This window comes from Alteromonas sp. Mac1 (assembly GCF_001562125.1).
In the GTDB taxonomy this organism is placed as follows: Bacteria; Pseudomonadota; Gammaproteobacteria; order Enterobacterales; family Alteromonadaceae; genus Alteromonas; species Alteromonas stellipolaris.
Genome location: NZ_CP013932.1, coordinates 1,958,526 through 1,981,234, shown reverse-complemented (window position 1 = coordinate 1,981,234; position 22,709 = coordinate 1,958,526). Strand labels below are relative to the sequence as shown.

25 protein-coding genes are annotated in these 22,709 nt (G+C 43.9%); 10 read left to right on the top strand and 15 right to left on the bottom strand.

All coding sequences use genetic code 11. The features are described from left to right. The first annotated feature begins 53 nt into the window (after positions 1-53). Complete coding sequence (locus tag AV939_RS08365; RefSeq protein ID WP_057792813.1) at positions 54-1,097, top strand: AI-2E family transporter; 1,044 nt, start codon at positions 54-56, stop codon at positions 1,095-1,097. Here the strand turns inward: AV939_RS08365 and AV939_RS08360 are convergent. Genes AV939_RS08360 through AV939_RS08350 form a run of 3 tightly spaced genes read right to left on the bottom strand, consistent with a single transcriptional unit; the run spans position 1,094 to position 3,381 of the window. Continuing rightward, positions 1,094-2,419 (bottom strand): ATP-binding protein, encoded by a 1,326-nt coding sequence (locus AV939_RS08360; protein ID WP_057792811.1) that lies wholly within the window; start codon positions 2,417-2,419, stop codon positions 1,094-1,096. The genes AV939_RS08365 and AV939_RS08360 overlap by 4 nt on opposite strands. A 10-nt stretch (positions 2,420-2,429) precedes the next feature. Continuing rightward, positions 2,430-3,104: a response regulator transcription factor gene (locus AV939_RS08355; protein ID WP_057792808.1), complete on the bottom strand. Its 675-nt coding sequence runs from the start codon at positions 3,102-3,104 to the stop codon at positions 2,430-2,432. Between the two features lies 1 nt (position 3,105). Further along, positions 3,106-3,381, bottom strand: a complete 276-nt coding sequence (locus tag AV939_RS08350; protein WP_057792806.1) for a PepSY domain-containing protein — start codon at positions 3,379-3,381, stop codon at positions 3,106-3,108. Between the two features lie 501 nt (positions 3,382-3,882). Between AV939_RS08350 and AV939_RS08345 the strand changes: the two genes are divergently transcribed. Then, positions 3,883-4,347 carry a pyridoxamine 5'-phosphate oxidase family protein gene (locus tag AV939_RS08345; RefSeq protein ID WP_057792804.1) on the top strand — a complete coding sequence of 155 codons (465 nt, stop codon included), beginning with the start codon at positions 3,883-3,885 and terminating at the stop codon, positions 4,345-4,347. Positions 4,348-4,670: 323 nt separating this feature from the next. Here the strand turns inward: AV939_RS08345 and AV939_RS08340 are convergent, their stop codons facing one another. Genes AV939_RS08340 through AV939_RS08310 form a run of 7 tightly spaced genes read right to left on the bottom strand, consistent with a single transcriptional unit; the run spans position 4,671 to position 11,668 of the window. Continuing rightward, positions 4,671-4,970 (bottom strand): YciI family protein, encoded by a 300-nt coding sequence (locus AV939_RS08340; protein ID WP_061997534.1) that lies wholly within the window; start codon positions 4,968-4,970, stop codon positions 4,671-4,673. A 17-nt stretch (positions 4,971-4,987) separates the two neighbouring features. Further along, on the bottom strand, positions 4,988-5,797 hold the full coding sequence (gene trpA / locus AV939_RS08335; protein WP_061997532.1) for a tryptophan synthase subunit alpha: 810 nt from the start codon (positions 5,795-5,797) through the stop codon (positions 4,988-4,990). After that, a complete protein-coding gene (gene trpB, locus AV939_RS08330; RefSeq protein WP_061997530.1) occupies positions 5,797-6,978 on the bottom strand; it encodes a tryptophan synthase subunit beta in 1,182 nt (393 codons plus the stop codon). Before trpB ends, trpA begins: the two co-directional genes overlap by 1 nt. A 15-nt stretch (positions 6,979-6,993) precedes the next feature. Beyond that, a complete protein-coding gene (gene trpCF, locus AV939_RS08325) occupies positions 6,994-8,391 on the bottom strand; it encodes a bifunctional indole-3-glycerol-phosphate synthase TrpC/phosphoribosylanthranilate isomerase TrpF (RefSeq protein WP_061997528.1) in 1,398 nt (465 codons plus the stop codon). Beyond that, positions 8,384-9,415 carry an anthranilate phosphoribosyltransferase gene (trpD, locus tag AV939_RS08320; protein ID WP_061997526.1) on the bottom strand — a complete coding sequence of 344 codons (1,032 nt, stop codon included), beginning with the start codon at positions 9,413-9,415 and terminating at the stop codon, positions 8,384-8,386. Before trpD ends, trpCF begins: the two co-directional genes overlap by 8 nt. A gap of 4 nt (positions 9,416-9,419) precedes the next feature. Next, complete coding sequence (locus AV939_RS08315) at positions 9,420-10,049, bottom strand: aminodeoxychorismate/anthranilate synthase component II (protein WP_061997525.1); 630 nt, start codon at positions 10,047-10,049, stop codon at positions 9,420-9,422. Beyond that, a complete protein-coding gene (locus AV939_RS08310; protein ID WP_061997524.1) occupies positions 10,046-11,668 on the bottom strand; it encodes an anthranilate synthase component 1 in 1,623 nt (540 codons plus the stop codon). The genes AV939_RS08315 and AV939_RS08310 overlap by 4 nt, the downstream gene beginning before the upstream one ends. 285 nt (positions 11,669-11,953) lie before the next feature. Here AV939_RS08310 and AV939_RS08305 point away from each other — a divergent pair, with 285 nt between their 5' ends. The 5 genes from AV939_RS08305 (at position 11,954) to rluB (ending at position 15,955) form a co-directional block, all read left to right on the top strand. Beyond that, on the top strand, positions 11,954-12,838 hold the full coding sequence (locus AV939_RS08305; protein WP_057796249.1) for a PHP domain-containing protein: 885 nt from the start codon (positions 11,954-11,956) through the stop codon (positions 12,836-12,838). A gap of 138 nt (positions 12,839-12,976) precedes the next feature. Beyond that, the gene (locus AV939_RS08300; RefSeq protein WP_061997523.1) at positions 12,977-13,597 is read left to right on the top strand and encodes an L-threonylcarbamoyladenylate synthase; all 621 of its coding nucleotides are present in this window, start codon (positions 12,977-12,979) and stop codon (positions 13,595-13,597) included. 9 nt (positions 13,598-13,606) lie between these two features. Beyond that, on the top strand, positions 13,607-14,419 hold the full coding sequence (locus AV939_RS08295; protein WP_057792786.1) for a segregation and condensation protein A: 813 nt from the start codon (positions 13,607-13,609) through the stop codon (positions 14,417-14,419). A 2-nt stretch (positions 14,420-14,421) separates the two neighbouring features. Further along, complete coding sequence (gene scpB, locus AV939_RS08290; RefSeq protein ID WP_057792784.1) at positions 14,422-15,066, top strand: SMC-Scp complex subunit ScpB; 645 nt, start codon at positions 14,422-14,424, stop codon at positions 15,064-15,066. Then, entirely contained in the window at positions 15,059-15,955 is an 897-nt protein-coding gene (gene rluB, locus AV939_RS08285; RefSeq protein ID WP_057792782.1) for a 23S rRNA pseudouridine(2605) synthase RluB, read from the top strand. The genes scpB and rluB overlap by 8 nt, the downstream gene beginning before the upstream one ends. A 105-nt stretch (positions 15,956-16,060) precedes the next feature. Here the strand turns inward: rluB and AV939_RS08280 are convergent, their stop codons facing one another. Further along, entirely contained in the window at positions 16,061-16,720 is a 660-nt protein-coding gene (locus tag AV939_RS08280) for a hypothetical protein (RefSeq protein WP_156454634.1), read from the bottom strand. 323 nt (positions 16,721-17,043) lie between these two features. On the opposite strand from AV939_RS08280, the gene dkgB reads away from it, so the two are divergent. Further along, positions 17,044-17,847 (top strand): 2,5-didehydrogluconate reductase DkgB, encoded by an 804-nt coding sequence (dkgB, locus tag AV939_RS08275; RefSeq protein ID WP_061997521.1) that lies wholly within the window; start codon positions 17,044-17,046, stop codon positions 17,845-17,847. 99 nt (positions 17,848-17,946) lie between these two features. On the opposite strand, the gene AV939_RS08270 is transcribed toward dkgB, so the two are convergent. Both AV939_RS08270 and AV939_RS08265 read right to left on the bottom strand, forming a co-directional pair. Beyond that, positions 17,947-18,513, bottom strand: coding sequence for a sugar O-acetyltransferase (locus AV939_RS08270; protein WP_057792775.1), 567 nt, complete (start codon positions 18,511-18,513; stop codon positions 17,947-17,949). A gap of 31 nt (positions 18,514-18,544) precedes the next feature. Further along, positions 18,545-19,216 carry a DUF4097 family beta strand repeat-containing protein gene (locus tag AV939_RS08265; protein WP_061997520.1) on the bottom strand — a complete coding sequence of 224 codons (672 nt, stop codon included), beginning with the start codon at positions 19,214-19,216 and terminating at the stop codon, positions 18,545-18,547. Positions 19,217-19,686: 470 nt separating this feature from the next. On the opposite strand from AV939_RS08265, the gene arsC reads away from it, so the two are divergent. After that, a complete protein-coding gene (gene arsC / locus AV939_RS08260; RefSeq protein ID WP_057792771.1) occupies positions 19,687-20,103 on the top strand; it encodes an arsenate reductase (glutaredoxin) in 417 nt (138 codons plus the stop codon). Between the two features lie 3 nt (positions 20,104-20,106). Then, positions 20,107-21,402, top strand: a complete 1,296-nt coding sequence (locus tag AV939_RS08255) for a DUF445 domain-containing protein (protein ID WP_057792769.1) — start codon at positions 20,107-20,109, stop codon at positions 21,400-21,402. A gap of 87 nt (positions 21,403-21,489) precedes the next feature. Here the strand turns inward: AV939_RS08255 and tmpT are convergent, their stop codons facing one another. Then, positions 21,490-22,131: a thiopurine S-methyltransferase gene (gene tmpT, locus AV939_RS08250; protein WP_057792768.1), complete on the bottom strand. Its 642-nt coding sequence runs from the start codon at positions 22,129-22,131 to the stop codon at positions 21,490-21,492. Between the two features lie 181 nt (positions 22,132-22,312). Further along, a complete protein-coding gene (locus AV939_RS08245) occupies positions 22,313-22,669 on the bottom strand; it encodes an outer membrane protein assembly factor BamE (RefSeq protein WP_057792766.1) in 357 nt (118 codons plus the stop codon). Positions 22,670-22,709: the final 40 nt, after the last annotated feature.

The window sequence follows — 22,709 nt, the reverse complement described above, 5'->3', positions numbered from 1 at the left end:
TGTATAAGTCACTGTAAAGTGTTTGAGTTTTTTATTAGGAATGAAGCACACAAATGTCCATGGAATTGCGCTCACCCATAGCGAAAGTACTTATTGTTCTCGCATGTTTAGTTGTTGTGATGGCGGGGATAAAGTCCGCTAGTACAATTATGGTACCCTTTTTCTTATCAATATTTATCGCTATTGCGTGTAGCCCAATCATTCATTGGACCGGACGTTTTGGCGTGCCTAAATGGCTTTCTATCACCTTAGTAATACTATTAATACTAGTCTTTGGATTTCTTCTTGCTGGCCTTGTAGGACAGTCTATGACGGAATTTAGAGAAAATCTTCCAGAATACCGGGCTAAGCTTGATACCGAGTTTTCGTGGATTATAGAAAAACTCGCGCAATACAATATTAACGTTAACCAAGAGCTAATTGCCACACACTTAGATCCCGCCACCGCGATGTCAGTAGCGACCAATTTTATTAGCGGTATGGGCGGTGTATTGTCGAACTTATTCCTTATATTGTTAACGGTTATTTTTATGTTGTTTGAGGCAGATAGCATTCCAAAACGTCTGCACATTGCATTGTCAGACCCTGACATGAAATTGAAGCACATCGACCGATTCATTCGTTCAGTAAATAGCTATTTGGCTATTAAAACGGTGGTAAGTTTAGGGACTGGGTTAATTATCGGTACGTGGCTTTATGTGATGGGAATCGATCATTTTCTACTATGGGCTGTATTGGCATTTATGCTGAATTTCATCCCTAATATAGGCTCAATAATCGCTGCACTTCCAGCTGTACTTATTGCTTTTGTTCAATATGGTTTGGCATCAGCAGGCATGGCGGCATTGGGCTTTTTGTTAGTGAATACCATTATGGGTAATATGGTAGAGCCAAGGCTGATGGGCAAAGGGATGGGGCTATCTACCTTGGTGGTGTTTTTATCATTAATTTTCTGGGGCTGGTTATTGGGTACAGTAGGTATGCTGCTTTCGGTGCCACTGACTATGGTGGTAAAAATAGCACTGGAGTCTCGAGAGGAAAGCCAATGGCTTGCGGTGTTATTGTCTAGTGCGGGCGATAAAAAAGAAAAAGCTTAAACCGGGAACTTCACAATAAAGCGAGCGCCGCCAATAGGGGCGCGCTCGATAAGCAGTTTACCTTGGTAGATGGCAATAAGATCGCTTACCAAGGCCATGCCAATTCCTTGTCCATCTGCGTAAGTATCTAATCGAGTACCACGCTCTAACAGTGCTTGTTTCTTATCCGAAGGGATGCCGGGACCATCATCATCAATGGTCAACACCGCCCAGTTTCCTTCGTTAATTAGCGTAACCAATACGGTTGAGTTCGCAGCCTTACAAGCGTTATCTAACAAATTTCCAACCATTTCCATTATATCTGTTTCGTCTGCTTTTATGGCGACCTTGTTAGTGGCTTCAATCGTTATCGACAATTGCTTATGCTGATAAACTTTATCCATGGCGTTAGCCACTTTTTGTATGATAGGTAACAAAGGAATAGCCGCTTGCCACCCAGTTTTACCAGCACTAGCACGTTTTAATTGGCGTTGAATGATCTGGTCAATTTGATTTAAAGATTCAACGGCTTGCTCTGGAAGCTTTTTAACCCCTAAAGCCACAGCCAGTGGTGTTTTTAAACTATGAGCAAGGTCGTCCAAGCTGTTTTTATAACGAGCTCGCTGCTGAGATTCAGATTCAATCAGCTCATTAATTGACTGTTTTAACGGATTAAATTCGACAGGGTAGTGCGCATCAAGCTGTTGTTTCTGACCGGTAGAGGTAAGTGAAATTTCGCTAATAAGTTTTCTTACTGGCATAAGCACAAGGCTTATCCCCACTATTATCAGTACAAGCAAGCCGCCGGACAAGATAAGTAGCCAACGCCACACCACCGATATAAAGGTTTCCCGTTCTCCATCAAACAGGTGCTTATTATTGAAAATGTAAAAACGGACTGGCTCGAAGTTGCTTTCTGAGGCAAATTCGGCGGTAAACGCGTAGGCGAAATAATCTGTGTTGCCGTCAAAATTGGCCGTGTAAGATTCAACGAAGAGCTCGTTACCTACATTGACGTTAAGATTTGGGGCAGGCAATGTGTAATCTAATGCTGAAGCCGACTGCCACACAACGTGCCCTCGAAAAACAATCACACCTAAGTAACCAGAGCCTGGTAAGTTAAGCTGCTCTTCGTATAAAATCTCAGGCATGAAGGGAATATCGCCGTCTAGCTCAAAAGCCGAGAGCAACCCTAGGTTCATGAGTCGAAGTTCACTCATCTTGGCTTGGGTTAAACTAGTGGTATAAGCGTCATCTAAAATAACCACAGTCAGCGGTGCAAATAGGGCAAGTACGCCCATCGCTAATAGAATGCTCCGTATTCTCAGCGACAATTGTTTCATCGGTTATGCTTCATAGATTGCGGTTAATCCTATATCCACGCCCGCGAAGGGTTTCAATGGGCTTGAAGCTACTTTCAGGATCTAGCTTTTTACGCAATCGGCCAACAAAAACTTCAATAACGTTACTATCGAGATCAAAATCTTGATCGTAAATATGCTCAGTTAACTCTGTTTTCGAGACCACTTTCTGCGGGTTCAGCATTAAGTATTCCATGACTTTGTATTCGTACGCAGTTAATTCCAGAGGGGTATCATTTACAGTAATTTCTTCTGCGACTGTGTCCAGCGAAATAGGGCCGAACTGTATGACAGGGTTTGCTTGGCCAGAGGCGCGGCGAATTAGTGCTTTAACCCGTGCCAATAACTCTTCATTGTGAAATGGCTTAGTAAGGTAATCATCAGCTCCTGCGTCTAACCCTTCGACTTTTTCTTGCCAGCGATCACGAGCGGTTAAGATAAGCACGGGGCAGCGTATGTCCTCCTGCCTTGCTTTTCGGATAACTTCAAAGCCGTCCATTTTAGGTAAGCCGATATCGATGATAGCTAAATCGTAAGCATATTCATTGAGTTGATAAAGCGCATGCTCGCCGTTATCGGCCAAATCTACACTGTATCCATGTTGCTGTAGTAGGCTGTCAAGCTGGGTTAGTAGGCGGCTGTCGTCTTCAGCAATGAGTATCCGCATGTTAATCCTTTGAATTATTCTTAGATGTCTTCACTTTTCCAGAGCGCTTGTCTACGTCAACAGAGACTACGCGGCCCGACTCCTTTAAAACCTTAACGCGGTATTTCTGGTTAGTTTGGCTTACACGAAGTACACGTCCAGCTTCGGCCTGACGGGCACGTTCCACAGCTTGGCTCTTGCTTAATTCGCCACTTTTTTCCTGCTGTGCAAAGGCATTACCACCACTGCATATAAACAGGGTTAGCACTAAAGCCACCGCGCGAAGTGTATTCACCATATATTCTCACCAAAAAAGCAGGTAAAGCCCGATAGGAATCTAGTATATAGACCGGAGCTGAACCATTACTGAATGTATGTATAAGTCTACCTTGCCAAATAGAGCGTGTACATAAAGCCTTAGTATCAAATCTGAAGTGCAAGAATGAATGTGGGACAGTCACTTAAGTCTAGAAGAAATTCAACTAGCTACTGGATTGGACACACACTCAAGTTTCAAGTTTATAGGTGACAGAAGCCACTCACGCTTGAGTGACTGTCCAACCTTTTTCCTAGTTAAAGTGTGTGTCCAATGTTAGTTCTCGAACTTAGTTGGTGTGAAAAACTTACTGTAAGAGTGAATAGGTTATAGGTACTAGCATGAACCGCTTTACGTTTTTACAGAGCGCCTTGTTTATGTATCCCCTTCATGGCCTCGTCTGTAGCGATTAATGTTTATTCTGGCACGTAGTGTGAATTGCAGTTAGATAAGTTTATTTACATTGTATGCAACGGAGGGAATATGTCGCACGATATTAAAACAGCAATGTGGGAAGCTATGTCTAGTAGCCCAAACGTAATGGTAAGTCTTACTGGTAAAAATATGCACTCAGAGCCAATGCGTGCCCAGCTCGATAAGCATGCTAATAGCGAATTTTGGTTTTATACCACCAAAGATAATCGTATCGCTGAAGGCGGCCAAGCAATGGTACAGTTTTCCTCGAAAGGGCATGATGTATTTGCATGCATTCGAGGAACTTTAGTTCAGGAAACTCGCCAAGACATTATCGATAAATATTGGTCTAATGGCGTTGAGGCGTGGTACGAGAAGGGTAAGGACGATCCTAATCTACTTATGCTGCGATTTAATTTGGCGGATGCCGAGATTTGGGAAGCAGACCCTTCTCTTAAAGGTATGTTTAAATTGATGACGGGCAAAACCATTTCACCAGATGAAATGGGTGAGCATGGCAAAGTTAATTTGTGATTAAATCACTTCAGATAAGTGTGTGTCCAATTTTACGTTTCGACAAGTGATAAATGCCGACCGATTGCCAAACGGGTAATTGGAGTGACTGTCCAAATTTAAAAATGGTTTGGATTTGAGTGTCTGTCCAATTTAGTGTCTGTCCAATTTAGCGTCGCACACAAAAAAGCCTGAAAGGAATGCATTAGCATTTCTCTCAGGCTTTTTTATTGGCAAAATCGAAGCTCAGTGCTTGATTAACGCACATTGACACAAAGGGCTCAAAAAGCTTGCTATAACGCCTTAACTAGTTATAAAGCTGTAAATAGGCAGCTCAATAACCGCTAAGGAAGCACTTTTTTATAAGGCTTAATGATTACGCTTTCGTAAACCCCTGCTTCAATATACGGGTCGGCATCAGCCCAAGCTTGCGCCGCTTCTAGCGATTCAAATTCTGCAACTACCAATGAACCAGTAAACCCAGCAGGACCAGGATCTGGGCTGTCGATAGCAGGGAAGGGGCCAGCTATCACTAACCTACCTTCATCCTTTAACGTATTTAAACGCGCTAGATGCGCAGGGCGTGCGGCTAAACGATTTTCTAAGCTGTTTGCTACATCGGTAGCACAAATCATATAAAGCATATTATGGCTCCTAATCCTTAATCCTTTGCAGTTGCCGCTTTCATAGACTGCACAAACTCACCCAATGCACTTAGCATAGCGTCATTGTTGTCTAGATTAGCCGCAATCAAGTTCACTGTAGCCGAGCCGGAAATTGCGCCCGCTGCACCAGCATCAATAGCCGACTTTACTTGTGCTGGCGTAGAAATACCAAATCCAAGTAGTGGTGGTGCACATTTGTGTGCCGTTAGTCGCGCAATCAACTCAGCAGCAGGAATTTCAACCGCAGTCTCAGCGCCAGTGACCCCGGCTCTACCTAACAAGTAAGTGTAGCCTTTCGAGTATTCACCAATTTTTTCCATGGTTTCATCGGTCGCATTCGGCGGTGCAATCAAAATTTGCGAGATGCCGTTGGCATCTGCCGCTTTTTGAAATGGTGCGGCTTCGCGGATGGGCACATCAGCAACCAAAATAGAATCGACACCTGCATCACTGGCCTGTTTATAAAAGCCATCGATAGTCTGTGCTAAAACTAAATTACTATATAGCAGTAATCCAATAGGTACTTGTGGGTACTTACTACGTACGCGAGTAAGTAACTCAAAGCATTTAGCTACGGTAACGTTACTTTTGTGCGCACGAATGCTAGCGGCTTGAATAGTAGGGCCGTCAGCAATTGGATCTGAATAAGGTATTCCAAGCTCTAGCGCATCAGCGCCACTTTCTACCAATTGGCAAATAATCGCTTCAGATTGCGCTAAATCAGGGTCGCCCAGCATTACGAAGGGAACGAAAGCGCCTTCATTTTTTGCGTCTAGGCGCGCAAACATTTCTGCATATCTTTCCATTACAGTTTGTCCCCTAAAATTTTGGTTACGTGAGCCAAGTCTTTATCACCACGGCCAGATAAATTCACCACAATTATGGTTTCTTCCTCTGCTTCGTCGGCCATATTTAATGCATGTGCAAGGGCGTGTGAAGACTCAAGCGCAGGAATAATACCTTCTTTGCGTGCAAGTAATTGAAACGCGTTAAGGGCTTCTTCATCAGTAGCTGCAACGTACTCAGCTCGGCCAGTTTCCGCTAAATAAGCATGTTGAGGGCCAACTGCAGGGTAGTCTAATCCGGCAGACACTGAGTAGCTTTCTTCAATTTGACCTTCGTGGTCTTGCATAATGAAGGTATAAGCGCCGTGCAATATACCTTTGGTGCCGGTCACAATAGTTGCGCCGTGCTCTTTGGTGTGCACCCCTTTACCTGCAGGTTCAACACCCACAAGTCTTACAGAAGGTTCATCGATGAAATCAGCAAACATCCCAATGGCATTTGAACCACCACCTACACAAGCCACAACCGCATCTGGTAAACGGCCTTCTTTTTCTAAAATTTGTGCACGGGTTTCTTCGCCAATCATGCGGTGGTATTCACGTACAATCGTGGGGAATGGATGAGGGCCTGCAGCCGTACCTAAAAGGTAGTGTGCTGTATCGTAATTAGCAGACCAATCACGCATGGCTTCGTTTACCGCATCTTTAAGTGTGCCAGAGCCAGCATTTACTGGAATAACTTCTGCACCCATTAGTTTCATTCGAAAAACGTTAGGCGCTTGACGCTCAACATCTTTTGCACCCATATAAATACGGGCTTTTAAGCCTAATAATGCGCATGCTAACGCCGTAGCAACGCCGTGCTGGCCAGCGCCAGTTTCGGCAATAACTTCGGTTTTACCCATACGCTTCGTTAAAAGCGCCTGACCTAGTACTTGGTTTGTTTTGTGGGCACCGCCGTGAAGTAGGTCTTCACGTTTAAGGTATAATTTTACCTTAGGGTTGCTCACCAAATTGCGGGTTAGCGTCATTGCTGTTGGGCGACCTGCGTAATCTTTTAATAACCCCAAAAACTCTTTATTGAAGCTAGGATCATCTTTCGCATCTAGAAACGCTTTTTCTAGTTGGTCCAGTGCAGGAATAAGTAGTTCAGGCACATACATGCCACCGAACTCTCCAAATTTTGTATCTAATTGATTCATGCGTTGTCCTAAGTGTTAATAGCGGCGACAAATTGAAAATAGTTCGGCTAATTTTTCAGCCGATTTTTCGCCTGGGGCACTTTCTACCCCTGAATTTATGTCGATGGTTGCGCAGCCTACCTCAATGCCCTGGGCAATGTTGGTAGCGTTAATTCCACCGGCTAGAATGATTTTTTGCTTGTTGGTAATATTGTCTAACAATCGCCAATCGAAGCTTTCCCCTGTACCGCCTTTCGCATTACCTACTTGGCAATCCAGCAGTACATAATCGATATTTTCGTCTTCTAATAATTGAGGTAAATACTCAGGCAATGCGCCTTTAACGCCTTCGGCTTGCCATATCTCACAACCTACTGGCAGGGCGTCTTTCAACGTTGCTCGATATGCTGCATCTTCATTGCCGTGTAATTGAACGGCGGCTAACGAGAGCGATGTAGCTAACTTGGCAATCTCATCGATGTCGTGATTTACAAACACACCCACATAATCGCCTTCAACGGTTGCTACGATATCTTTTGCAGTAGATTCGGTCACGCAGCGAGGTGATTTTTCAGCAAAAATCAGCCCGCCCATACTGGCGCCACTTTCAAATGCAAGTTGTGCTTGTGCAACACTGGTTAACCCGCACACTTTTACCGAACCGTAAATTACGCTGCGAACAGCGCGATTTAAATTAGCTTGCGACATAAGTGCACTGCCTACTAAGAAACCTTGGCAAAGCGGGGCTAAGCGAAGTACATCTTCATGGGTATAAATGCCAGACTCTGAAATCACAACAAAGTCGTGCGTGGCCCTTTCCAGCATAGGCACCAAGTGTTCTGTAGTCGCTAAATCGGTGGATAAGTCGCGTAAGTTACGGTTGTTAATGCCAATGATGTTTGCTTCAAGGGCAATGGCGCGATGCATTTCTTCTTCGTTGCTTACTTCCGTCAGAATATCTAACGACAAGCTATTGGCCACGGTGGCAAGTTCACAGTATTGTGCATCGTCTAACACGCTTAACATTAGCAACACGGCATCGGCGTTATAATGACGAGCCAAATAAACCTGATAAGTATCAATAAAGAAATCTTTGTTTAATACAGGCTGTGATACACGTTCTGTAACGTAGGCCAAATATTCAAATTTACCTTGAAAATACTTCTCGTCGGTAAGCACTGAAATGCCCGCTGCGTAGGGTGTGTATGCGGCTAAAATTTCGTCTAGGTCGAAATGTTCGCGAATAAGCCCTTTTGAGGGCGAGGCTTTTTTACATTCAAAAATAAAGCCCGCATTCGGTTCACTCAGCGCATCAAACAAGCTTTTGTTTGAAGGCACTAAATCTGCTTTAAAGCTTTCAAGGGGCAAAGCCGTTTTTCTGGCATCAACTTCAATGCGTTTATCGGCAACAATTTTTTCTAGCACATTAGGCATCAGTGCTGACCTCCTGACTGATTTTGGCAACCTTGTTTAATACCGCCAAAGGTTTTGCGTCTTTCATCGCTTGCATAGCCATTTCGGTGCCGTCTTTAAATGAATCGGCGGTACCGGTAACTTTTAGTAGAGCGCCGCAATTCATGGCGATGGCAGCGCGGTGGGCCTCTTGGCCTTCACCAGCTAACGCGGCTTCAATGTATTTCTTATTCTCTTCTGGCTCACCGCCCTCAATGGCCGATAACGGGTATGAGGAAAGGCCAAAGTCTTCAGCGGTAACGGTTAACTTACGAATATCACCGTGCTCAAGATCGTAAATGATAGATTCCCCATGCAGAGCAAGTTCATCTAACCCGTCACCGTGAACAATCATGGCGCGATGTTGGCCAAGAAGCATAAGGGTTTTTGCGTAAGGTTCAAGCAGTTCGGGAGAGTATACGCCGAACACACCATGTGTTGGGCCCGCTGGGTTGGCTAGTGGACCTAGTATGTTGAACAAGGTTCTGGTCTTCAGGGCAGCACGGACGGGGGCTGCGAAACGCATGCCCGCGTGATAAACCGGCGCAAAAAGAAATGTGAAATTTGCTTCATCTAAGCATTTTCTCGACAATTCTGGCGTAATTTCCAAGTTTAATCCGAATTGTTTGAACAAATCGGCGGAGCCAGATTTACTTGATACACTTCTGTTGCCATGTTTGGCTACTTTCACGCCGCACGCAGCTGCAACAACCCCTGCTGCGCTCGAAATATTAATGGTGTTATGTCCATCTCCGCCTGTGCCTACGATGTCGGCGAACGGATAGGTGGGGGCAGGAAATGGCTTGGCGTTCGCCACCATGGCACTAGCCGCACCGGCAATTTCACCTGGTGATTCATGCTTGATTTTTAGTGCTGTGAGCACGGCTGCAATAACGGCTTCGCTTTGTTCACCGTGCATAATGCTGTTGAACAACGTGTAAGCTTCGGTTTGAGACAGCGCCGCTTGTTTGATAAGTTTTTCAAGTAATGGAGTAGCGTCAAACATGGCTTTATCCTTGTTGCGTTAAATAGTCGATGCTTTGCTTCAGCAGCACACTACCTTGGGCCGTTAATATCGACTCAGGGTGAAATTGAAAGCCCAGCATTTTATCAGTTTTATTAAACACGGCCATGACGGTTTCAGAACCATCGTCGTTAACGCAAGACGCACAGGGCTCAAGGGCGTCAGGGAGTGTTTGTGCGGCTAATGAATGATAACGAGCTACATGTAATGGCTGTGGCAGGTCTGTAAACATGTCTTTTTCTGAATGAGTAATAGCAGAACTTTTACCATGCATAACTTGGGTGGCGCGACCCACAATGCCGCCATAGTATTCAACAATGGCTTGATGGCCTAAGCAAATGCCTAGTACAGGAAAGGTACCTGCAACTTTTTCTAGTAAAGCTGGCATACAGCCGGCTTCGCCTGGTGCGCCTGGGCCCGGCGATAGCATTAGCAATACTGGGCCCTTGGTGGCTTGCTCTTGCATTTTCTCAAATAACATATCGGCGCATACGGTATTGCGATATACGTTAATTTCTAAATTTAGCGCGCGTAATTCATCTACCAAGTTATAGGTAAAAGAGTCGACGTTATCGAGCAAGAATAAGGTGGTTTTGTTGATCATAGACATACTCATGCTTGTGTCTCCGCTTCCGCTTTAAGTGCTGCGCTAACCGCGCTAATAACAGCTTGCGCTTTTGCACGGGTTTCATCAGCTTCAGCTTGTGGAACAGAGTCGTAAACTACACCTGCACCTGCCTGTATGAATGCGCGGCCGTTTTTCACGAATGCCGAGCGAATAACAATGCAGGTATCCATATCACCTTGGCCATTTATATAGCCTACAGCGCCTCCATAACTGCCACGACGTTTTTGCTCTACTTCACGAATCAATGTAGCGGCACTTACTTTTGGCGCACCCACTAAAGTGCCCATGTTCATACACGCTTGATACGCGTGCAGCGCGTCTAAGTCATCACGAAGTTGGCCGACAACACGAGAAACAAGGTGCATAACATGAGAATAGCGGTCTACTTTCAATAAGTCTTTTACAAAGCGACTTCCTGGTCGGCTTACTTTCGCTACATCATTTCGAGCTAAGTCGACCAGCATGATGTGTTCAGATTTCTCTTTATTGTCTTCACGCAAGTTAAGTTCAATACGACTGTCTAGGTCGTGATTGATACTGCCATCTGGGCGTTTACCGCGAGGGCGAGTACCAGCAATGGGATAAATTTCAACTTGGTTGCTTTCACTTTCGTATTTAAGCGCTGATTCCGGTGAAGCACCAAAAATAGTAAAGGCTTCATCTTGCATATAGAACATATAAGGGCTGGGGTTTTGTTCTTTTAAGTGCGCATAAGCTAGAAGCGGTGATGGGCAAGGCAGTGAGAACGTTCGCGATGGAACCACTTGGAAAATATCTCCTGCAAGAATGTGCTGTTTTAGCTCAAGCACATTGTTACAGAATTCTTCATCGCTTTTATCTACACTTACTGCAGTCTCTTCATGACTAACAGCGCCGTCAATACCTGATCCTGAGGTCAAGGTGGGTGTCTCAGGCATAGACTGCAATTGTTGGTGCAATGATTCTAAACGCTGGGAAATGCCGAAATATTGCTGAGCCACGTCTTCGCCGCTAAAAACGCTGCCAATCAAGTGGGTTTCACGAGTTTGGTGATCTACCGTAATAAGCGTTTCTGCCAAGTAAAAAACAAAATCTGGACAATCATTCTCGCCATCTTCTACGTGAGGGAGCGATTCAAACCCTGCCAGCATGTCATAGGCAAAAACACCGCCTAAAAAGAGCGCGTGAGGGTGTTGACGAATAGGCGTGATTTTTTTCACGATAATACGCAAGGTATCCATCACACTGGCAGACTTTAAGCGACTGTCTTCGTCTAGTTGCGCGTCCGCTGATTCACATATTAAGGTAACTGAAGTGTCGGTACTGTCAACGCATGTTACCCCATCAGGGCACTGCGTTTTAAAAATAGGCAGTACGGAAGCGCCGTTTGCCGTTAGGGCCTTAACTTCAACACGGTTGCCATTGCATTCTAAGCGCAAGGCCGCTTGAACCATCAATAAACTTTGTAAATCGTCTTTAGAGTCAATTTCTGCCGACTCTAACAACAAGGCATTAGGACGTTTGGCACAAATATGTGCGAAGGCTGCAAGAGGGTCGTCGATGTAATGCCCAACTTGCTCAATTGTTTCCACTTTGCCTGGGGTTGTGCCCAGTTCCGCTAAACTCATTTTTGCCACTCTCCGACTGCAAAAAGATAAAAAAAAAGGCCCGTAAATACGGGCCTTTTGTGTTTTATTCACGCACAAATGCGCACACCACCCGTTAGTCTAGGGAGTGCCACCACCAAGAAGCAATAGTTGTTGCTGTTGTGATTGTCATTAATTGCATGAATAAACTCGTGTTTGGTTCAATCTTGTACGAACATCGATAGTTATCGAAGGCGTAAATCTGTATACTTGTGCGTATAGAAGAAAACAAATTCACCTTTGTGTCAACCAATTATTGAAAAGCCTTTGAAAATAGATCTCCACAGCCATACCAAATTCTCCGATGGGCACCTCACTGCAGAGGAGCTTATATTGCGCGCGCACACCATGCAGGTTGACGTGCTAGCCATTACTGACCACGACACAGTGGCGGGGTTAGAAATGGCGCATAACACGCAAGCGAAACAAAAACGTCCGTTAAAAATCATCGATGGTGTTGAAATTTCCACCAATTGGCATGGTTTCGATATTCATGTTGTGGGGTTAAATGTTGACAGAACCAACCCAACGTTTTTAGCGCAACTAGAAGGCCAAGCACAAACACGCCAAGCTCGAGCAGAAAAAATAGCTGAAAAGTTAGGTAAGTGCGGTTTTGAAGGGGTACTTCCACGTGCCATGGCATTAGCTGGCGAAGGGCAGGTCACTCGCGCACATTTTGCTCGCGTGCTGGTGAATAACTATGGTGTTGGCACCATGAATGCGGCCTTTAAAAAGTATTTAGGCAAAGGCAAGCGTGCAGCAGTAAAAGCGGATTGGCCTAGTGTGGAAACTGCTATTGAGTGGATCCAAGGCGCGGGTGGACAAGCCGTGCTAGCACACCCCGTTCATTACGACATGACCGCAAAATGGTTACGCAGATTGGTTGATTTATTTGCCCAAGCGGGTGGCGATGCTATTGAAACCGCGTTTCCCGGCATTAGCAAAGATAAGCAAGCACTGGTGAATGAACTCGCCGCTAGCCATGATTTATTGGCTTCGGCAGGCTCTGATTTTCACTTTCCATCACGATGGACCGAGCTAGGTAAGAATTTGGGTATTAGCAGTAACTTAACGCCTATATGGCACGATTGGCCAGTGGTTGAGGGGTTTGCTGACGCGGTGAACCAATCTGCACCTAGTGTTAGTAACTAGTAATAACTAGCAAAGTGTTAGCAACTAGCTGCCACCAGCGTTGCATTAGCTACTTTCCATTAGCCGCTTTCTATTAATAGCGTTCCATTAGTTAAATAGGAAAAGAGGCGAAGCAATAGGCATGAACAGGACATTATTATGAGTCAGTTTTTCTATATTCATCCTGAAAACCCTCAGCAACGTTTGTTGACCCAAGCTTGTGAGCTTATCCGTGAAGGGGCGGTAGTGGTTTATCCTACCGATTCTGGCTATGCCATTGGTTGTCAGATGGAAGACAAAAAAGCGTTAGAGCAACTATGCCGCATTCGAGAGATTGGCAAAGATCATAACTTCACGCTCATGTGCAGAGATATGTCTGAATTATCTATTTACGCCAAGGTAGACAACACCGCATTTAGACAAATTAAAAATAACACGCCAGGGTCATACACCTTTGTACTAAAAGCCACCCGTGAAGTGCCCAAGCGTTTGCAAAATCCGAAGCGTAAGACCATCGGTATCCGTGTGCCTGATAACGCCATTGCGTTGGCGCTGCTTGAAACCCTTGGCGAGCCGCTGATGTCTACCTCGCTTATTTTGCCAGGTAATACCATGGCCGAATCAGATCCTGACGTTATTCGCGATAATTTAGAAAAGCAGGTTGGGGTTATTATTCATGGCGGGTATTTAGGCGAGCAGCCTACTACCGTTATTGATTTGTCTGAAGATACCCCTGTCATTATGCGCCGTGGCACGGGCGACCCAGCCCCATTTGAATAGTGTGTACCGATGAGCAGTGAGCAATCGCCCATTCAGCAGCCGCTTCCGCTCGCATTTATTCACGGCGAGGCGTTAATAGAAAAGCCTGAAGACTTATTTATTCCGCCTGATGCACTAGAAGTTATTTTAGAAACGTTTGAAGGGCCGCTTGATCTTCTGCTGTACCTTATACGAAAGCAAAAATTCGATATTATTACCTTGCCGGTGGCCACAATCACTAAGCAATACATGGAATATGTCGATGCCATGATGTCGTTAAAGTTAGAACTAGCGGCAGAATATCTGTTAATGGCGGCTATTTTAGCTGAGATAAAATCACGGTTATTGCTACCAAAACGCAGTAGCGATAGCGACGAAGAAGACGATCCTCGCGCTGAACTTATTAGGCGACTAAAAGAATACGAACTGGTTAAACAAGCTGCTGAAGACTTGGATATCCAACCTCGTTTAGAACGAGACATATTTGATACCCATGTGCTGGTGGCCGACAGTGTTTCTCCAGTGCGAATTGAGCCAGAGATAAGCCTAGTGGAAATTGTACTCGCTTTTAGTGGGGCTATGAAGCGGGCGGCGGCTTTTGAACACCATACTATTGCCCGCGAAGCCTTAAGTACCCGTGAACGTATGTCGTTAATTCTTAGTTTGATAAACGCCAATGAATTTACGCCACTAGAGGGGTTGTTTACGGTGGAAGAAGGTCGCGCTGGTGTGGTGGTGTGCTTCCTAGCCATTTTAGAATTGGTAAAAGAACAACTGATTTTTTGTATTCAGGCAGGTCCTTACGCCCGAATTCATGTAAAATTAGGCAGCAGCGTTGAGTAATAATGAAAAAAATTAAAACAGCTCAATTAAAACAACTGGTTGAAGCCGCCATCTTCGTTGCCGATGCCCCAGTGTCTATTCAGCAATTAAGAGATACGGTGCTAAGTGACTTTACGGTTGCAGAGAGAACCTTAAAAACAGTCATTAATGAGCTAACCTTAGATTATCAACCTAGGGGTATACAATTAGTTAAGGTAGCCAGTGGCTACCGATTTCAATCTGTGGATGCGTTAAGTCCGTGGTTGAGCAAACTATGGCAGGAAACTGCCCCAAAGTATTCCCGCGCTATGTTGGAAACTTTGGCACTTATTGCCTATCGTCAACCTATTACTCGTGGAGAAATTGAGCAAGTAAGAGGCGTAGCGGTAAGCAGTAGTATAATGAAGACACTCACAGAACGAGAATGGGTAAAAGTAGTGGGGCATAAAGAAGTGCCAGGCAGGCCAGCTTTATATGCCACCACCCATACTTTTTTAGATTACTTTTCGCTTTCATCATTGTCGGAGCTTCCCAATTCCGATGCCTTTGATGAAATGGCAAAAAGTACTGAGTCCACCTCGTCGCTTAAGGTGTTAAATGAGGCACCGTCTGAGGTAACAGACCGTGCGACCGAAAACAAGCAAATAAAGAGTGATACAAATGACTGAAAAGTTGCAAAAAGTACTAGCTAATCAAGGGCTAGGCTCGCGACGAGAAATGGAACGTTGGATTGAACAAGGCCGCGTTTCGGTGAATGGTACATTGGCAACATTGGGCGACCGTGTTGACGAAAGTGGCCAGATTCGTGTTGATGGACACTTGTTGTCTCGTCAAACTGAACAGCCTGTATGCCGCGTTTTAATGTATAACAAGCCTGAAGGCGAGTTATGCAGCCGCCACGACCCTGAAGGGCGTGACACGGTGTTTGACCGTTTACCTGCTATTCGTATGGGCCGTTGGATTGCGGTAGGGCGTTTAGATATGAACACAAGCGGCCTATTGTTGTTTACCAACGATGGTGAGCTTGCAAACCGTTTGATGCACCCTAAGTGTGAAGTAGAGCGCGAATACGCTGTACGTGTATTTGGTGACGTAACGCATCAAACGTTAAATACCTTGAAAAAGGGCGTTCAACTTGAAGACGGTGAAGCTAAGTTTTTAAGTATCTCGGGTAAAGTTGCCCCTCCCGGCTCTGAAGAAGAAAGCATGAACCGTTGGTTCAACGTTACGCTTAAAGAAGGGCGAAACCGAGAAGTACGACGCTTGTGGGAGTCACAAGGCGTGCAGGTAAGCCGATTAATCCGTGTTAAATACGGTCCAATGGACTTACAAAAGCGTTTGCCACAGGGGGCTTGGGTAGAGCTGGGTTTAGAAGATGTAAACTCACTACGTGACATTGTGCAATTACCTGAAGAAACGCAAACCATGGTGGATGTACGCCAAGGCAAACTAGACCATGCACGTTTAAGCCGTATGCGTCGCTCTGTGAAAAAACATAAGGTACGTAAAGAAAATGGCGGTGTTAAAAAGCGGGTAGCGAGAACGCCTAAGCGTTAATAGCAATCTGAATGAATTGATTAGAAAAAACGGGCTTTGCCCGTTTTTTTTGCAACATTATTTAGGTTTAGCAAAGAAAGCCTAGAAGCGGAATGCTTAATATAGCTAATCGCAACTGGTCCCGGCAGCAATACCATATTCTTGAGCTTTTGCGTTTATTGAATCACGGTTCAGACTAACATACGCATTAAGTTTACTTAGCACGTCATGCTGTAGCCGAGTTGAAATACGATACTGCACCCCATTCGCTGGTACATTCTTCGCTACCGCCACTAATTCTTCAGACAAGCCTAAAGACATCAATTCATTTTTAACTGTCGCAATGTTTAAATCTATAGCATCGACTAATCCATTTACCAGCATTCGGGTGAGGATGCGAACAGAACGCTCATTCGCAATAGTTAACGTGCCGTTAGAACGCTTTTCTTGCCATTTTTCAGCAGGAGTAAAGCCGTACAATAAACCGAGTCGAGTAACTTCATCCATAGGAATGTCACTGTTTGTAGTAAGTACAACAGAAGTGTCACATACGGTAATTAGCGGTTCGCCATAAACAAGGCCCGCGGTACTGCTTTGCGTCCATCTAGGGTTGTCAGGTAAGCGAAAATCAATGGCATTGTCTTCGAACCAATGATTGAACCGTTGTAAGGGGAGGGGAATGAATTCAAATGAGATGTTATGGCTATTGCCAAAATCAGTCATAATATCGCTTAACAAACCGCGATGTTGCGGGGTAGTAAAGTCCATCACAGGGTAATAATTCATAGCTTCAACACCGACACGCAGGTTTTTAATATCCGACGCTATAGCTAAGTTACTGACATGAATGCATAAAATTATCAGCAGGAAAAAACGGTTAAACATTAGGGCTTCAAGGCATGTATTTAATGGCGGGCAGGATACTTTTTCGTAGATCCATTTTCCACTTTTTTATCATTTTCGATGCAGATAGGCGAACTTTCGAATTAATGCTGATGCTATTATTGCATAGATTAACTTTTTTCAATGAATTCGATCTCCCCGTGGTTTGAGTGCGTAGGAACAACACATCAATGATTTGATAAACGTGCACAAAAAAGGAGACTGATATGAAAGATATGCCTCAGTTAGGAATGGGAACATTTCGTTTGGAAGGTGATACCGCACTCAATGCTGTAACCGATGCACTAGATGTAGGTTTCAGGCATGTAGATACCGCGCAAATATACAAAAATGAGGAGCTTGTTGGGGACGCTATTAAAACCAGCGGCATCGCACGCTCTGATTTATTCATTACCACCAAGGTGTGGTATGAATCATTAAGTGAAGATAAGTTTATTCCTAGCGTTCACGAGAGTTTGTCTAAGCTAAAAGTGGAGTATGTCGATTTACTGCTCATTCACTGGCCTTACCCAGGTGATGATATTTCCCTTAAAGACTACCTCATGCGTTTAAAGCAAGCTAAAGAGCTTGGTTTGACCCGTCATATCGGGGTGTCTAACTTCACGATAGATCAGATTAAACAGGCTGAGGAAATACTCGGTAAGGGTGAGATATACACTAACCAAATTGAGCTTCACCCGTTCATGCAAAACCGTCAGGTTGTACAAGCTTGTGAAGAGCGCGGTATTGGCGTAACGGCTTACATGCCTTTTGCCGTCGGTGATGTAATGAAAGATGACACATTAATGGCTATTGCAGATGCGTATAACTCTAGCCCAGCTCAGGTGGTATTGGCATGGTTAGATAAAAAAGGGATTAACACCATTCCTTCTTCAACCAATAAAAAGCACTTGGCGCAAAATTTTTCTTATACCGAACTTTCTCTAACGGATGATGATATTACCCGCATCGATGAGTTAGATAACGGTGAGCGTATCGTTAATCCAGACTTCGCGCCCAAATGGGATTAGGCTCTTATCATTAAATAAACACTTATAACCCTCTCACCAATAGCTTGGTGGGAGGGTTACCGGTAAAGAGATACATAAGTTCTGTACAAATATGAGGGTCTATACCTCGCCAACCTCAACGTGTTTAATGATTTTGGCCGGATTACCGCCAATAACAACATTATCGCCGAAACTCTTGGTAACTACAGCTCCTGAAGCCACTACTACATTATCGCCCAAGGTAACGCCTGGGTTTATCACCGCCATACCACCAATCCAACAATTGTGACCAATAGTGATAGGCTTAGCGAACTCAATACCAGTTTGTCTGGAGGCGGGGTCGATAGGGTGTGTTGCGGTGTAAATACCCACTTGCGGTGCAATCATACAGTTATCGCCAATAGTCACCTTGGCAGCATCCAATATTACGCAATTAAAATTAGCGTAAAAGTTTTCACCTACATGAATGTTTTCACCATAGTCGCACTTAAAAGACGACTCTATGTATAAGCGCTTGCCTGTAGTGCCAAAAAGCGCCTTTAATTGACGGGTACGGGCTTTGTGCTCAGTTTGACATGTAGCATTAAGCTCATCTAGTTGTACCCGACAGGACTTACGCAACCCGGTTAATTCACGATCGTTAGGATAGTAAAGTTCACCGGATAACATTTTCTGTTTTTCGTTCATACCAGTCTACATTTGGGATAATGCCAAGACCTTACTTGCTAGACGAATAACTGACAATCACTTTTTCTTGTAGAGCAGGGCTCGCAATATCCAAATTTACCGGGCGTTCAAGAATTATTGAACCGCCGATAGACACATCAGCTTCAATCGTGAGCTTAGGTTTTGTGCTATTTCTCTCTAGCCAGCCTTCGTCACGTATTTTGTAAATAATGTCGCCCTTAACCAAGGTATCGCCTTTAAGGGTGATGTCTCCATTCATACTCTCAATATTGCTATCCACTATGCTGCCAGCAATTTGAATATCACCATTAACGGTTTCTACGCTGCCTTGAATCGTGCTTTGTTGTTCAATGTTTATATCGCCGTTAACCGTTTCAATACTGTTGGCTACATGCAGATGGGAACCAGCATCAAGGTCGCCATTGACGATGTTGATTTCATCAACACGAACGTGAGAACCCATTTCTACACTGCCATTTACAACACTAATATCTTCGGCTTGGGCATGATCTTCAAGTGATACATCGCCATTGACTGATGAAAGGTCGCCTACTGAACGATGTGTTGCTACATCTACGCTACCAAATACGCTACTAATATCTTCGCCCTCTTGAGCATTGGCGTGGCCAACATGGACGACGCAACCTGAAAGCATTGTTGTAGCTGCAAAAAATAGGGTGCTGGCAATAAGTGTTTTTTTCATCAAAAAGCCTTTTGAGTGTTGTTTAGCGTTATAAATTACGCGTTAAAATCTGATTATCTTTCACAATCATCTTTCACAGAGTATGCCAAGAGTAAATTTTTATAATTATCAGTGGTTTACAATTTTTTATATCATGTCTTAATTATGGCTTTTAAAAACTTCGCTAGATAATAGCGAAATACACCAATTGTTAGGTTTTAGGTTGGTTTTAATTTGAACAATTAAGCGCTGTAAGAAGCTGATAGTAAAAGTAGCGCTGGCAGCTATTCGATAATTGGACACACACTCGAGATTCGTCGGACACACACATATACGACAAGACGACATAAAGGACAGTCACTCGAAAAAATTAAACTGCCATATAAAGCTAATTGGACACACACTTAAATGATAATAAATATGAAATACCATATGTGTTATGGTGTGAATAATTAATTTATTAAGTAATTTCTCTTTCAAGGGCTATTTTTATGATTGTTATTCACCATAACCCCGCTTGCGGCACATCTCGTAACGTATTAAAAATTATTGAAGATGCTGGTTACTCGCCGATTGTTGTAGATTTTATAAAAGAAGGTTGGACTCGCTCTCAGTTACTTGGGTTGTTTGCTGCCGCTAGTTTAACTCCTAGACAAGCGCTTAGAACAACAAAGTCACCTGCAGAAGAGTTGGGGTTATTGGATGAATCGGTATCAGATGATATTTTGCTTGATGCTATGTTGAAACATCCGGTTTTGGTAAATAGGCCTATAGTTTGCACAGAAAAAGGTGTGGCATTATGCCGCCCGAGTGAAAAAGTACTCGATTTACTACCTTCATGGCCACAAGGCCCGTATTTTAAAGAAGATGGTGAGCAAATTTTAGATGAACTTGGTAAAAGGATGTAATTTATGCACGACAAACATTCGCAGTTAAAGCGAGCAAAGCAAAATGCATTAATTTGCTTATTGATAGCCGCGGGTGTTTTCGTTAGTGCCATTATTACTCAAGTTTACGTTCCCAGCTTGGCGGGTGCTAAATGGTTGGGGCTTATAAAAATGGCCAGTGAAGCCGCGTTAGTCGGTGGGCTCGCTGACTGGTTTGCGGTGACAGCGCTTTTCAAGCCTATACCAGCACGATATCCCATCCCTCATACCAATATTGTCGCAAGCAATAAAAAAGTGATAGCGCAAAACCTATCACAATTTGTAAAAGAGAAGTTTTTTCATGCGAGTGCCATTGAAACGCTCATAGCATCTAGCCAGCCTGCGAAAGGGGCCGGACGATGGTTGGAAGACCCTCAACATGCGAAAAAATTAAGTCGATTTTTATGTGATGCACTTGCCGGTATTCTTCGTTTAGTGGATGACAAACCGGTTAAAGCCTTTATTGGAAAAACGGCAGAAAAAGGAATTAATCAACTCGACCTACAACAGCTGATAGCTACTGTGTTAAGCAGTATTACCCGAGAGCGCCATCATCAGCTTGTATTAGACAAGTTGCTAGGAAACGTTGCTAAATTAATGGGTGAGCCTGAAACACAGGAATATATTGCCGCAACACTTATAGATTGGCTTAAAACAGAGCATAACCGTTTAGAAAAACTTCTACCCTCAACCTGGTTGAGTGAGCGGGGAGCACTGATCGCGGTAAAAGCGGTCTCTCGCGTACTTGATGATGTGTATGCCGATGATGATCATCCACTAAGACACGCGTTTGACGAGCAGGTAAATGACTTTTTACACGAAGTGCAAACTAGTGAGTCGATGGCACAACGTATCAATAATTATAAAGAGCAACTGGTTCATGACCCTGCCCTTAAAGCGTTCTTAAATAAAAGCTGGGTATCGTTACACGGTCGTATGCTTGAATCGTTAACCGCCGAAAGCGGTAAAGCAGAAACCAAAGTGACACATTGGCTAAATGAACTAGGTCACTCTTTAACCACTGATGAACGCCTATCGAGCGCATTTGACCGCCATATTGGAGAAGCTGGTAAGTACATGGCACCAGAATTGGCTGACTTTCTAACCAAGCATATTGAAGATACTATCAATAGTTGGGATGAGAACGAAATGGCTGAGCAAATTGAGCTTAATATTGGGCGTGATCTTCAAAAGGTACGAATCAATGGCACTTTGGTGGGAGGATTAATTGGTGCATTGTTATTTGGTCTAGAGCAAGTTATCGCATTTACGTCACAATAGTGAATGTTGGGTTAAGCAACGTTTTAGGCAATATTGCAAAAGTGGGCACGTTCTAACGCTTATGGCATCTCCTTTTAACCTTACTAATTATGCTTCAGGTTGAAGATTGAAGACCAATGAGTCTGCAGCCACTTTACCTTTAAGGCCACCTTCTAGCGGTTCACGTTCAAGTAGCGAAATAGAATAACTGGCATTATATAAGCGAGTCACTTCTGTTTCGTCAACACAAAATGGAGGGCCTGGCATGACGGATTGGTCATAATCGAAGCTTATCAAAAGGATAGGGGCTAGTTTGGTGATGGTACAAATATGCGCTGCATATTTCTCGCGAAGCGCGGTCGGCAATGCGACCAATGCGGCTCTGTCATAAACACCGGTTACGTTACCTAGTGTTTCGTCGGTTAGCTCAAAAATATCACCAACAAAAATACTTAGCGGGCCATTTTTAAAAAGCTTAAGGCTACCTACGGTCGTGATCTCTGGCTCAATATCCAGCTCCGTAAATAATTGCGTGATCGCAATTTCACTTAACTCAGCACCTACCACTTCGCAGCCGTTAGCAAGCAACCAATGGATGTCCTTAGTTTTACCGCATAACGGAACGAATATTCGCGGTGAGACAGCAGCTAATAAGGTATCGGCATGCTTAACGAGAAGTGCATTGCCCTCAGGTTCATGGAAACCAATTTCATTTTTATGCCACTTGCTATGCCAAAAATCGTGTTCCATTAACATATTCCTTTAACATGTGAGGGTTACAGATTAATAGGGGGGAGAAATTTGTGTAAAGCAACCTGAGTAAAACAATATCAAGCTAGGAGCAATCTGTTCATAAACAAAAGCTCCTTCGCTATATATCGTTTGGTAGTTTTTTGTACTCAAGTTTATTGGTACTTAACTCTATTAACACTTAACTGTCTAGCGGCGTATTAAAATCTTCAGACAGTTCAAAGTCACCTTCTACTGATGTTACTTTGCCGTCTTCAAATGTAATAACCATTTGCTTTTGGAAATCTTCACCGCGTTTTTTCATGCCGCGCTTCATGTCGTAAACGTAGTACCAAGTATCATCATCAAAAGAATCTTGTACTACTGGGTTACCAAGCACATAGATAACTTGTTCTTTAGTCATGCCGATGCGTAGTTTTGAAACGTCTCGTTGATCGAGAAAGTTACCTTGAGGCACATCAATACGATAAATCCAGTTAGAACAAGCGCTTGATGTAAGGGTTAAACCTAAAATTATTAATAAATGTTGCAACTTCATGCGTAAATCAGTCCAGTATTGCTTTTTCTTCGTTACCCAA